The 13,243-nt window shown below is 52.0% G+C and carries 11 protein-coding genes; 7 read left to right on the top strand and 4 right to left on the bottom strand.

Features of this window, described 5'->3' with window-relative positions:
- Positions 1–62 precede the first annotated feature (62 nt).
- On the bottom strand, positions 63–1,667 hold the full coding sequence (locus P8S54_RS16070; protein ID WP_281442546.1) for a PQQ-dependent sugar dehydrogenase: 1,605 nt from the start codon (positions 1,665–1,667) through the stop codon (positions 63–65).
- A gap of 208 nt (positions 1,668–1,875) precedes the next feature.
- Between P8S54_RS16070 and P8S54_RS16065 the strand changes: the two genes are divergently transcribed.
- From P8S54_RS16065 to P8S54_RS16045, 5 genes are all read left to right on the top strand, one after another.
- On the top strand, positions 1,876–2,811 hold the full coding sequence (locus tag P8S54_RS16065; protein WP_281442545.1) for a glycerophosphodiester phosphodiesterase: 936 nt from the start codon (positions 1,876–1,878) through the stop codon (positions 2,809–2,811).
- A gap of 305 nt (positions 2,812–3,116) precedes the next feature.
- Positions 3,117–3,602 (top strand): hypothetical protein, encoded by a 486-nt coding sequence (locus tag P8S54_RS16060; RefSeq protein ID WP_235803709.1) that lies wholly within the window; start codon positions 3,117–3,119, stop codon positions 3,600–3,602.
- Positions 3,571–4,782 (top strand): hypothetical protein, encoded by a 1,212-nt coding sequence (locus tag P8S54_RS16055; protein WP_281442544.1) that lies wholly within the window; start codon positions 3,571–3,573, stop codon positions 4,780–4,782. Before P8S54_RS16060 ends, P8S54_RS16055 begins: the two co-directional genes overlap by 32 nt.
- Before the next feature lie 26 nt (positions 4,783–4,808).
- Positions 4,809–7,682 carry an EAL domain-containing protein gene (locus P8S54_RS16050; RefSeq protein WP_281442543.1) on the top strand — a complete coding sequence of 958 codons (2,874 nt, stop codon included), beginning with the start codon at positions 4,809–4,811 and terminating at the stop codon, positions 7,680–7,682.
- A gap of 7 nt (positions 7,683–7,689) precedes the next feature.
- Positions 7,690–8,508 (top strand): PEP-CTERM/exosortase system-associated acyltransferase, encoded by an 819-nt coding sequence (locus tag P8S54_RS16045; RefSeq protein ID WP_281442542.1) that lies wholly within the window; start codon positions 7,690–7,692, stop codon positions 8,506–8,508.
- A 37-nt stretch (positions 8,509–8,545) separates the two neighbouring features.
- On the opposite strand, the gene P8S54_RS16040 is transcribed toward P8S54_RS16045, so the two are convergent.
- Together P8S54_RS16040 and nfsA are read right to left on the bottom strand one after the other, a co-directional pair.
- Positions 8,546–9,175: a hypothetical protein gene (locus P8S54_RS16040; protein WP_009100459.1), complete on the bottom strand. Its 630-nt coding sequence runs from the start codon at positions 9,173–9,175 to the stop codon at positions 8,546–8,548.
- Positions 9,176–9,257: 82 nt separating this feature from the next.
- Positions 9,258–9,989, bottom strand: coding sequence for an oxygen-insensitive NADPH nitroreductase (nfsA, locus tag P8S54_RS16035; protein WP_009100457.1), 732 nt, complete (start codon positions 9,987–9,989; stop codon positions 9,258–9,260).
- Positions 9,990–10,247: 258 nt separating this feature from the next.
- Between nfsA and P8S54_RS16030 the strand changes: the two genes are divergently transcribed.
- Positions 10,248–11,015, top strand: a complete 768-nt coding sequence (locus P8S54_RS16030; RefSeq protein WP_281442541.1) for a methyltransferase domain-containing protein — start codon at positions 10,248–10,250, stop codon at positions 11,013–11,015.
- A gap of 74 nt (positions 11,016–11,089) precedes the next feature.
- On the opposite strand, the gene P8S54_RS16025 is transcribed toward P8S54_RS16030, so the two are convergent.
- Positions 11,090–12,151: an NAD(P)-dependent alcohol dehydrogenase gene (locus P8S54_RS16025; protein ID WP_281442540.1), complete on the bottom strand. Its 1,062-nt coding sequence runs from the start codon at positions 12,149–12,151 to the stop codon at positions 11,090–11,092.
- 198 nt (positions 12,152–12,349) lie between these two features.
- Between P8S54_RS16025 and P8S54_RS16020 the strand changes: the two genes are divergently transcribed.
- The gene (locus P8S54_RS16020; protein WP_281442539.1) at positions 12,350–13,243 is read left to right on the top strand and encodes an AraC family transcriptional regulator; all 894 of its coding nucleotides are present in this window, start codon (positions 12,350–12,352) and stop codon (positions 13,241–13,243) included.

The raw sequence follows: 13,243 nt of genomic DNA, 5'->3' as shown, positions 1-13,243 counted from the left end.
CAGGTGGTTACAAAATGAAGAGCGTTCGCGACGACGGCATTAGCTAAGGTGCACAAGGTACATTACTGACTCGGCGTCACTTTTAGCACTCTGCCTTCTGGGTTGTCAGTCAGCAGGTAAATAGCACCTTCCGGGCCTACCCGCACATCGCGAATACGCTCTTCAAGCTCGCCAAATAATCTTTCCACATCTTCCGCATGGGTAGCATCTGCTGAGAGGCGTACCCTGCGCACTTCTTTGTCGACTAAGGCGCCCACTAGAAGATCACCCTGCCATTCGGGAAATAGCTCGCCGGTATACAGCGCCATACCAGATGGCGCGATGGAAGGCGTCCACTCAAGCAGCGGTGGAATGGTGCCAGGATATTGGTTGAACGGCGTAATGCGCGCGCCCGTATAATCCAGCCCGCCCGTTGCGATAGGCCAGCCAAAGTTAGCGCCTGCAGTAATTATATTGAGCTCATCACCACCGCGCGGGCCGTGCTCATGGGCAACCAGCCGCTGGTTCTGCTCATCCACCACCAGCCCTTGGATATTGCGGTGGCCATAGCTGTAAATTTCCGGCCGAACATCCGCATGCCCGATAAACGGGTTGTCATCCGGCACACTGCCATCAGGGTGTATACGCACGATGCTGCCGATATGATTGCCAAGGTTCTGCGCTTGTTCGCGGTAGTCGAACCCATCGCCTAATGTCACGATTAAGGTTCCATCCGGTAGCCAAGCTAACCGGCCACCGTAGTGGGCATCCCCCCGTTTGGCTGGGTCAACGCGGAAGATCTCTTCGACCTCTTCAAGCCCGCGCTCAGTGAGTGTTCCATAGGCAATGCAGGTGTGGTTGGCGCTATGGTTGCCGCAGGCATAGCTGAGAAAAATCTGTTGGTTCTGCTCAAACTGTGGGGAAGGCAAAACATCAAATAGCCCCGCTTGCCCGGATGCGTATACCGGCGGCAAACCGCTTAATGACGCCACCTGGGTATCGCCTTGCGCCGTTAACAACCGCAGCCGCCCGGGGCGCTCGGTCACTAACATTCGCCCATCCGGCAGAAATGCCAACGACCACGGGTGTTCAAGACCCTCAGCGATAGTGTCAATGTGATACGGCACGGTACCGGCCGTTGTTGCCTGGGCTTGCAGGTTTTCAGAATAACCCGGGAGAGCTAGAGCGCTCATGCCAAGCACCACAATCAGAAATTTTGGTTGGCGCGCGCGGCCCGTTGTCTGACTGTTAAGCAATCCAAACACTAACCCCGCAATGGCTGCCGTTCCTAGCATGGCAAGTAGCCCAAAAGTGTCACGAGTGGCGGCAATCAGGGTGGGCATGGGTGCTACACGGTTCACCAAAAGAAACGTCACCCATAACCCAGTAGCCCCCGCAATAGCGCACAGCGGTGCTAGCCACGGCTTACCTAACCTACGTGCGACCAGCATTGCAAATGCTTGGGAAATGATGAAACCCACCGAAAACAGCGCCGCATAAATAGGCCCGAAGTGAATTAAATCTTCGCGCGTTGAGACAATACGTAAGCCAAGCGGGATATCCACACCTATTGATTGCAGCGCCGCCATATTAAATTGGGTTTGCACGATGCTACCCAGTATCACCCCTACAAACATCGCGATAATAAAACGTAAGCATAGGGCGGCCCAACTCGGCATTTGATTCATAAGGTATCTCATTTGTCGTGTAGATAAAGCATATGCAGTGACTCTCGATTAGGGAAGTAAACGCTACTACTGCCGCGTTAACTCTACTAAGAAACGTCTTATGTTGCTTGACAAACCGATCAGCTTGCCAATCAAAGGTGGCCAAATTTGGCATTTATACACCACGACCTGTAAGGTAATTGAACGACCATTCAATTAAGGAGCTTCTATGCAACGTCATCCGCTAATTGCCGCTATATCGCTAGGTCTTTTCGCTGGTGCTGCCACGTCCTCTGCGTTGGCTGACACAACACCGCTGGAGCAGCAGCTAAAAGACCTCGAATCCTTTCAAGTCATTGCCCACCGTGGCGCCAGCGGCCATGCGCCGGAAAGCACGATGGCCGCCTACGAACTGGCCCATGAATGGGGCGTCGATTATTTAGAGCTGGATGTTCAAATCACCGCCGACGGTGAGTTGGTGGTGTTTCATGATGACGCCATTGATCGCACCAGCACAGGTGAAGGCGCCATCAATGACCACACTCTAGAAGAGCTACAAGCGTTGGATACCGGCACTTGGTTCAATGACGCCAACCCTGAAAAAGCCGATGCGGCGTTTGAAGGCGCTCAAATTGTGACGCTTGATGAGTTGTTTGAGCGTTTCGGCCATGATGAGCGGTATTACATTGAAACCAAATCACCGCAATTAAACCCTGGCTTGGAAGAAGCCCTGGTTGAGTCGTTAGAAGCCCACGATATGATTGAGACAGGACGCGTGTTAGTCCAGTCATTCGAGCAGGACAGTCTACTTAAAATACGCGAGCTAAATGAGAACGTGCCACTCATTCAACTAGTGTGGTACCACACTAATGAAGAGGATGATTCGCAGCTACAGGAGTGGACAGGCGTCACACCGGGCCCAGCCGAGATCACCGATGAAGATTTCCAAGCAATCGCTGAATACGCAGTGGGCATCGGTACTAACGTCACTTACGATGGAAACGACGTTATTGATGCAAACTTTATTCGCCAAGCACAGGCAAATGGTTTGCCCGTTCATATTTATACGATCAACGAGACCGACGAGATGCAGCGCTTACTCGATTGGGGCGTAAATGGGTTGTTTACTGACTACCCTGACCGTCTGCTTGAACTCGTTGAGTAACCATGTTCCGTTACATGAAGAAACGCCCGGCTTTTGCCGGGCGTTTTAGTTATGTAGGCTTAATGTAATGCGGCAGTGATATGTTTTATGTGCCTGGAGACATCTTAAAGATGGTGTAGTGTTACTAGGTATTTCAGGTTACTTTGGCCTAGCTATTTTGTAGTTTCCGTCAATAAGAAAAGCCGATAAGCTCCTCACCCAAGGACTTTTTAAGTAGCGGCTGTAAGGGAGACACGTCATTTACTTATTCACATCAGCAGTGTGGGCGACGCCTGCAGGGTGCATGGCCTGGCGTTTAGCGGGCAATGACTAACCATTCCTCGCCGTTCTCTTTTTTGAGCAGCACACGCAGGCAATTGGCTTGGATAACAGCCTGCCTGATGCTTGTACTGTTTTCGGGGTTAGCAAAAGCACAAACGGTTGCCGATGAAAGCGTCATTGTTTTAGTGGCTCATCCTGACGTCCCCATCAGCTGGTTAACCCGTGATACCACTCGGGCAATTTTCGCCATGCGCCAACGTACTTGGCCGAATGGCCAAGCCGTACAGGTGTTTGTGCTGCCCAACCGCGACCCTGTACATGCGCGTTTTACCAAAGAGCAGCTTGCTGTTTACCCTCACCAGCTTCAATTGGCCTGGGATCGAGTGGTGTTTTCTGGCAGGGGGCAAGCACCCAACCGTGTTCGCAACCTCACTGAAATGCACGAGAAAGTGGCCAGTACGCCCGGTGCGCTGGGATACCTTGAAAGGGAGTACCTGGATGAAAGCGTCCAAGTCATTTCAATGGAGTGATCGAAAACTCGCCAAGAGGCTGATGGCGTGCCTTGTGTTGTTAGCGCCCACCGCTGCCAGCTTAGCCGATGAGCACGTACTGGATACGCTGCAGGTGCATGGTTTTTTGAGCCAGGCGCTTATCGTGACCGACGACAACAACTTCTTTGGCCCCAGCAGTAACGGTTCGGGGAGTGTAGAGTTTACTGAGCTTGGGATTAACGCCTCGCTTCGCCCGAACCGAGATGTACTGGTAGCTGCCCAGTTACTAAGCCGCCGTGCAGGCGGTGAAACCAGCGATGCACAACCCACGCTGGACTACGGCGTGATTGATTATCAGATGGTCTCAAACCAGGCGCGAACCCTGGGCGTACAGGCGGGTAGGTTTAAAAATCCCTTTGGCCTTTATAACCAAACCCGGGATGTGGCGTTCACCCGGCCAAGCATCTTACTACCTCAATCGATCTACTTTGACCGTACCCGGGCACTGGGTATAGCCGCAGATGGCGTCAATGTGTATCTGGAAGAGCGCATCCCCTCAGGCACGCTTAGAGTCAGCAGCGGCGTTGGCCGACCACAAACAGGCTCCTTACTCGCTAAGCAGCTATTTGGTGATACTGGCAATAGTATCTCTTCTTCTTCGTTATCGGCCATTGCACAGGTTTTATACGAAGACCATAGCGGTAAGTTCCTTGCAGCGTTAAGTGCTGCCAACGTTAACTTAGATGCCAACTTTGCCGGCAACGCCGCAGACTTCAGCTTTCAGCCCTGGATTGCCTCGCTGCAATACAATGAAGAGCTATGGAGCTTGACAGCTGAGTTCGCCCTACGAAAACAGTCCCTCGAAGGTGACAATCTATCTCGAAATTTCGACATTACCGGCCATAGCTGGTACTTACAGTATCAACGACGCATAACGCCGAGCTGGAGCTGGCTGGTGAGGTACGACAGCCTCGTCAACAATACCGCCGACCGCTCAGGCCGTGAATATGAACAAAACGGCTTTGGACCAGCCCACTCGCAGTTTGCAGATGATGTAACCCTAGGCCTTCAGTGGACGCCCAACTCTCGCCTGATGCTTGCAGGGGAATACCATCACGTGAATGGCACTGGCTGGCTGCCAACACAGGATAACCCTGACGCTTCAGCCACTCGCCAGCACTGGAATATGCTGCTCTTTCAGCTTTCGCTGCGTTTTTAACACAGCAAGACAACGGAGCGTCCGTGATGAAGGCGTTTACAAATTCACGAGCACGACAACGGCTTAGCCTAACCTGGCGCGTCACGGCGCTTAGTAGCCTGCTGCTACTGGTACTAGTGGCGCTTTCCACTTGGCTGGGGCACCACTACCTAACGCAGCAGTTTGAAAACAACCGCTTATTACATCATGAACGCCAACAGCGTGAAGTGCGCCTGGCCCTGCAACGCTCTGCCGATAACTTGCGCCAACTAGCAGGCCTAACGGCAGCCGCCCCCGACCTAGCGGAAGCGTTATTGCAACGCAGGCCTTTAGCATTAGAAACCACCCTTAATGCGCGCTGGCCTGCCTTGCAGCTTGAGGCAGGCGTGGACGAAGTCTTTGTATTCAATTCCCAAGGACGGTTGGCAGGCCACTCAGGAACCAGCATAGCCCCTACCGATCTCCCCTTAGAAAGCTGGATTGGCGAAGTATTAGCCACCGACTCGCCAGTGACCACACTACGCTGCGCAGCAGACTGCCAACAATTTGCGGCGGTGCCCATGCTGATGGAAGGAGAAAGTATTGGTACAGTGGTGCTCTCGCGCTCGCTGGCCGATGTGACTCGACAGGCGAAAGAGGTCTCGGGCAGCGAAATTGCGCTGCTGGTAATCGGCGATAGCGAGATCCCAGGGGTTTTAGAAGAGCGCCGTTTAACAGCCTGGAACGGCCACTTAGTCGCGCTGACCAACCGCGAGCCTACACTTTCATTACTCCAACTTGCCGCTACTAAAACACCGATCTATCCGCTGGCCAGCACTCCTTTCAGGATTGAGTATGCCAACCGCTATTTAGAGCTCGGCGCCGTCTATATGGAGGATGATGCGGATTGGCGCAGCACCAGCTACTTCCTTCTGATCTCCGATACTACCTCTCAAATGGCTGCAATTAACTCAGCCACTAATACGCTGCTCTTTGTTGGGGTTATGGGTTGGCTGGCCGCTCAGCTACTGCTGTTGATGATCTTATTAGGGCCAATGGCACGGCTGCGCCGCATCGCAGGCCTCCTCCCGGCTCTGGCAAGCGGGCAGTTTAGTCGCGTTACGGCTACCTTGCCTCGTTCAACGCCGCGACTTTCCAATGAAATTGATGTGCTGGAGTACTCTACCCGCGAACTCGCTTATCAGCTTGAGTCTCTGGAAACCGCAGTACAAGAGCGCAGCAACCAGCTTGCAGAACGCATTGATGAACTCGCCAAAGAGCGCGATTTTGTAAGTAGCCTTTTAGATACCGCCCGGGTCTTTATCGTGGTGCAAAACAGTGCCGGCCGTATCCAACTGGTGAATGACTACACGCGGGAGCGGCTCAGCCTCAATGATAGCGAGCTGCTAGGTCGCCACTTCATTGATATTTTTGATCAGCACGACCCCTTAACACTCAGCCATCGTCCTTCTTCACTGGCTGATGGTAGTCACAAAGTCCCTCGTGACGAGCCTTTGGGCATTCCCACCCAGGAAGAAAAAACCTTTCACACCGTCGATAAACGCTTTTACACCGTCGTTTGGTACCATGCTCCTCTAGCCGACAACCACAGCGGCAGCGCTGCCCGTATCTCTATTGGGCTAGATATTACCGAGCGCAAAGCAGCCGAGGCGCGCTTAACGTGGCTGGCCGAACACGACCCATTAACCGAGCTGTTTAACCGCCGTTACTTCCAAGATGCGCTGCTTAATTCACTTTCACGCCGTAGTGAGGGCGCCATTCTGCTGCTGGACCTTAACCAGTTTAAAGAAATCAATGAGCTTAGCGGCCACCATGTGGGTGACCAGTTGCTCTGCAAAGTGGCGGAGACGCTATATGCCAACCTAGGCCAACGCAGCACTATTGCCCGCTTAGGGGGGGATGAGTTTGCGCTACTGCTAGAGAGTGTTAATAGTCAACAAGCAATCCATATTGCCGAATATATTACCCAACTTTTAGATGCTATTTGCTTTATCAGTGCTGGCCGAAAACATCATATAGCTGCCAGCATAGGCATTGCCCTTTTCCCAAGCCATGGGCAAACCCCGGCAGACCTTCTCGCCAGTGCAGATATGGCGATGTACAAAGCGAAAGAGCGCGGCCTCCCCCACTGGTACCTGCACTCCAAAGAGGCAAATATTAAAGACGAACTCCAAGAGCGTGTTTACTGGGTAGAGCGGCTGCATAGTGCACTGGAGACCAACAGTTTCGAATTAATGGCGCAGCCCATTGTTCGACTGCAGGATCGCGATATCAAACATTATGAAGTGTTACTACGGATGCGTAACCCCGATGGCAGCTTAGTCTCCCCCGCCCACTTTATTCCTGTTGCGGAACAGAGCGGCTTAATTGTTCAGATTGACCACTGGGTAATTAAACACAGCCTACAGGCCCTTAAAACGCTACAAGAGCGCGGCATTTCGCTCTCTGTCAACTTATCTGGCCAGTCACTGCACGATTTAAGCCTAAGACAGTACTTAACTGAAGAGTTGCGAAGCAGTGGCGCAGACCCGCACCACCTGATTTTAGAAGTCACCGAAACGGCCGCCATTACCGATTTTTCTACGGCGCGGAATGTGCTGCAAAGCCTTCGCGATCTGGGCTGTCGCACTGCGCTGGATGATTTTGGCATCGGCTTTAGCAGCTTCCACTACCTAGGCCAACTGCCTGTTGACTATATAAAAATCGACGGCTCGTTTATTCGTAGCCTGCTGACCAACCCTGATAGCCACACGATTGTGAAAGCAATAGCAGACATTGCCAAGGGCTTTGGTAAGCAAGCTATTGCTGAGTATGTTGACCAGGAGGCATTAACGCCTATTCTGAAAGAGTATGGCATCACGTATGGGCAGGGCTTGCACTTGGGCAAGCCAGAGAGGTTAGAACAACTACTAAAGGGATAAAGTAGCCGTGAAGAAAATAGCCATTAATAAAACTATTCACCCGCCTACTACAACGCCTGAAGATATAAAGCAAAACACTTTTACACCCGACTTTTTTGATCGTCATTTCTCTTTAATCATTGCGCAAACTACTGATGAAAAAATACGCGCTTTTTCCCTTCGCCACGCCGTTTTTAACGAAGAGCTTAATTACAAACTTGGCGATACGCCCCACCAGAACATTGAAAAAGATATTCACGATCAGCACTCAATACTCTGTTTACTGCACCATAAAGAAACCGGAATTGATGTGGGGTGCGTACGCGTAGTGTTAATCAACAAGCAGCGCTTTTCCTCTTCGCCCAGCCTTCCCCTGGAAGAGTATTACCATAAAAGCCTCTTTACCTCGCACCAGCATCCCCGCTACTTTGCATCTGAAAGCGTTTGTGAAGTGTCGCGTTTAGCGGTGCACCCTGGGTTCAGACGAAAAAGCGCCGCCGACATCAACAACCATGAGAGCAGTATTCGTGAAAGCCCGGCGCTTGTTAGCTTAAGCTTGTTCCTGGCCGCAACGGCCATTGTGGGCATTGCACAGCGCCACCATGTCTTCGCTATGCTTGAGCCGAGGTTTAATCGTCTGCTTGGCGCCTCAGGACTGCACTTTCAACAAGTAGGCGAACTCATTCAACACTGTGGTGAAAGAGCCGCCTTTTATATTGACCAACGTGTAGCTGAACACCACCTGCCCGAAAAAATAGTACCACTCTACCAGCTGATAAAATCCGGCCTCGCTACCCAGCTAGCATACGCAAACACCCCGGCTTTTAGTGACGCCACACCGCTTTAAGTTAGATACTTACCCTAGGCCAGCCCCCAGCCCAGGGTTAAGTAGCCTTTTGCTGTTTGAAATCCTGCACCGTTACGCTGGCAAACTTTTCCAGAAAAAACACTAATGTTTCAGGGTGTTTGAAGCGCCGCTCAAAGGCTTCCTGCTGCCCCTGGGTGCGGCGCGTAACGCGAGCGTTATACTCATCGCCAACCTTGCTAACATTGACGCTATTTTCCCGTTCACCCTCACGGTGTACAGCCGTTAGGGGCGTGGATGTCTCCAGTAGCGCTGCCAGTTGACGGGCTGCTGCCTGCTCATCTGACGTTGCCCACAGCGGTTGGTCACGATTACCGTAGTGGTAAAGCAGAATTACTAGCAAGACCGAAAAAACAGTGCTGGTAAGCATCCAGGTTAGCTCTACATTCGCCACCGGCATGGTGAAAATCACCAACAGCTGTAATACCGCCCCAATGGCCAATAAGATGGCAAAAGGCCGCCAGATACGAGGGTTCATAAAGCCACGTTTTAAGATGTAGCCCCACAACCCCAGCACAGCCAGCGCCCCTACAGAGAGGTGCACTATGGCGAGGGGCGTTCCACCGCCCGAAAACAGCGCAACGACCCCCATGACGGGAATCAGCGTATAAAAAACGGCTAAGAGATAGTAGGCACGCGTGAGAGTCATTGATGGCTCCTTTTATAGTTTTTGGTACCGCCGTTTGCCATGCAACCCAGATAGAAATGCTCAACCTATGTCGCTTACTGCGTTATTTCATTTCAAAGCCACGCTTTACCAAAAAATCACGCATATGGGGACGTAGCTTGTCATCAAACAGTGGCTTCAAATTATGCGACCAGTCGGTATTTTTATTGCTACTGCTCCGCGCTTGGTAGTAAGCCTGCATCGTGGAATCAAAAGCTTGTACCAGCTCGGTGTCTTCAGTGTAGTAGTCTTCTTTTAAAATCGCTTCTACTGGCAGGCGCGGCTTTACTTCCGGATTGTGCGCTGGGTAGCCAAGGCACAAGCCAAATACCGGATAAACGTGCTCAGGAAGGCGCAACAAATCGCTAATCTGCTGGGGGTTATTGCGAATACCGCCGATATAGCAAATACCTAGCCCTTCGGACTCCGCTGCTACCACAACATTTTGGGCCACTAAGGCAGTGTCTACGGTGGCAACCAGTAATTGCTCGGTCATGCCTCGCTCAACGTTGGCTCCTGTGCGTGCTGATGCTTCCGTCGGGCGTTTCATATCGGCACAAAATACTAAAAATGCCGCGCAGCTTGCGACATACCCTTGCCCACCGGCCAGCTCGGCGATCTGCTCACGGTTAGCGGCGTCTTTAACGTGAATAACGGTATAGGCTTGTACGTGGCTTGAGGTCGCCGCGCTTTGGCCCGCTTGAATCAGTTCAAGCAGCAATCCATGGGGTATTTCCTGGTCGCTAAATTTACGAATAGAACGGTGGGACTGCAGTAATTTGATAACGTCGTTCATAGTGCCTCACTTAGGAATAGGGTGATAACAACCAGTGGCTAGCATGGCACAGCCTTGCCATTTTTATGAATTTTCGATGAGCGGCTTTTTTAACGGTGATGTAAGCGAGCATTTTACTAGCTAGCGCACGCGGTTAATTGCAAACGGTATAGACAAATACCATCATGAATCAGTGGCTTCTTAGCGAATAAGTTATCCAGCGTACGGCTATACTGTTTATTATGAAAATAAATGGAATAACGTTGCCGGGAAGCCGCCATGTCTAATCGCTCAAACACACCGCCAGGGCAGGAATGGAACGCCAGCCACTATGCGGAAAACGCGAACTTCGTTCCTAAACTGGGAGGCGAAGTGCTAAAACTTCTTGCCCCACAAGCGGGCCAGCGCATATTGGACCTTGGCTGTGGCGATGGTGCGCTAACCGAGCGTATTGCCCAAACGGGGGCGAATGTGTTGGGTATCGACGCGTCAGAGGAGATGGTGGAGGCTGCGCGACAGCGGGGCCTCAACGCCCGTGTAATTGATGGCCACCAGCTGCCCTTTGACCATGAGTTTGACGCCGTATTCAGCAATGCAGCATTACACTGGATGCTAGACCCACAAAAGGTGCTCGCTGGCGTAAAGCGCGCGCTAAAACCGGGTGGGCGCTTTGTTGCCGAGTTTGGCGGCCATGGCAATGTGGCGGCCATTTGCACCGCCCTTATCGCCTCGCTGCAGTTTCGTGGCATTAGTTCACACGGGCGCCATCCATGGTATTTTCCCACCACGCAAGAGTATGCCCACCTACTGCAAACCGTGGGTTTTCATGTCGACTCTATTGAGTTGTTCCCACGTCCTACCCTCCTGCCTACGGGCATGGCAGGCTGGCTTAGAACCTTTGCCAACCCCTTCCTGCACAACTTAGACCAAGACCTACAAGAAGCCATTATTGATAATACGATGAATCTTCTTTCCCATAGCCTAAACGATGGTCAAGGCAACTGGACGGCTGACTATGTACGGCTTAGGGTCTCCGCACACGTCTAGTATCGCCTGCGCTTTAAAGTGACCACATAAAAAACCCACCGCGGTAGGCGGTGGGTATGCATTGCTAGTGCTATTTACACACGGGTATCTTTTAATGTCGCCATATCAATAACGAAGCGGTAGCGTACATCACCTTTCTCCATACGCTCGAAGCCTTCGTTGATATTGTTAATATCTAACATTTCGATATCACAGGTGATGTTTTGCTCAGCACACAGTTGGAGCAGCTCTTCGGTTTCAGCTATACCACCAATCAGTGAACCCGCCACCACGCGGCGCTTAAACACCAGGTTAAACGCTTCGATTGCCGGCTCGATAGGCTCTAGCAAGCCCACTAGAATGTGCGTGCCATCATACTTTAATGAGGCCAAGTACGGGTTCAAGTCATGCTGCACCGGAATGGTGTCGAGCATAAAATCGAAGGAGCCTGCTACAGCCTTCATTTGCGCTTCATCGCCAGACACCACCACATGGTCGGCACCGTTGCGCTTGGCCTCTTCTACTTTAGCGTCAGAGCGGGTAAACACGGTGACTTCAGCCCCCAGCGCTTTGGCTAGTTTGACGCCCATATGGCCAAGGCCGCCCATACCAATCACGCCCACTTTGTGGCCTTTGCCAACCTTAAAGTGCTTAAGAGGCGAATAGGTCGTAATACCAGCACACAGAATAGGAGCAGCAGAGGCGAGATCGATGCCATCGGGCATTTTCAGCACAAAGTGTTCACTGACCACAATCGCATCAGAGTAGCCACCTTGGGTTAAGGTGCCGTCCTGGCGGTCAGCGCTGCCGTAGGTCATGGTGAAGCCTTCCATGCAGTACTGCTCTACGCCTTCTTTACAAGCAGAGCAGGTGCGGCAGGAGTCAACCATGCAGCCCACGCCGACTAAATCACCGGCTTTAAAACGTGTTACATCGCCACCCACAGCGGTCACGCGGCCAACAATCTCGTGTCCGGGTACCACCGGATACTGGCTCATTCCCCAGTCGTTACGGGCAAAGTGCAGGTCACTGTGGCAAACACCACAGTAAAGAATTTCAATAGCAACGTCGTCGGCGCGTGGCTCACGACGATCAAAGGTAAACGGTGCCAGTGGTTTATCGGCGGAAAACGCCGCGTATGATTTTGCTTGGCTCATAAAAACTCCTTTTTAAACTATCCCGCGCATGCGGAAAGGTAAGTTCATTATTCGCCGCTAGCGGTGAGATAGCGATGAGCGAAGCTACGTTTTTTTTGCTTATTTCTCTCTTTATTTGCAATAAAATAACAATAAATAGCTAAAAAACATCATAATTGTCGATTGCCACTGACGTATCACCACAAAGGAGAACCAGCCGTGGCTAGCACAGCGCATACAGGCAGCGCGCTCGCTGACTTAATCAAGCCATTGGTAAACGGAAATGGGTTAAACGCGTCTCGCTTATCACGGGTGGGGATACTCTGCCTGGGGCGTCATCAGGAGCGTACTCCTCTCATGTACGATCCCAGCTTAATTATTATCGCCCAGGGCCGTAAGGTGGGTTACCTAGGCGATCGTGAGATCCATTACAACCCAGGTCACTATCTCGTGCAGACCCTCCCCATGCCTTTCGAGTGTGAAACGCATGGCTCTCCTGATACGCCGTTACTTGGCATTTCAGTCAAGCTTGACCCCGCCTTACTCAGTGAAATGGTTACCGCGATGGGGGATATTGGCCTACCCTCAACACCCCCTAAGCCCATGGCGTCAGTTGCGATGAACGAGGGCATGCAAAGGGCGATGCTGCGCTTAGCAAACACGCTGCATGACGACCTAGAGTGCACAATAATGGGCGATGCCCGCATCCGGGATGTGGTGTTTGAAGCGCTAAAAGGGGAGCAAGGCCCAGCCCTGCGGGCACTGGTTAAAGGGCATGGCCACTACTCACGCATAGTGCAAATACTGTCGAAGCTTCACGCACAGTTTGCTGACGACTTTAGCGTTGAACAGCTCGCCCAACAGGCGAACATGAGCGTATCAACCTTTCATCAGCACTTTAAGCAGATTACCCGCTCGTCGCCTGCCCAGTATTTAAAGCGGCTGCGCCTGATCAAAGCGCAGCAGCTTATCTTGCAAGATAGTCACAATGTGAACCAAGCAGCACTGGCAGTGGGATATCGCAGCGTGCCTCAATTCAGTCGAGACTATAAGCGCTATTTTGGCGAATCACCGTTACAGCACAAGCGACAGGAACAGGCGCTACGTGCATAG

Source organism: Halomonas sp. M1, from assembly GCF_029581375.1.
GTDB lineage: Bacteria > Pseudomonadota > Gammaproteobacteria > Pseudomonadales > Halomonadaceae > Vreelandella.
The sequence above is the reverse complement of the archived record's forward strand: the minus strand, read 5'-3'. Positions and strand labels throughout refer to the sequence as shown.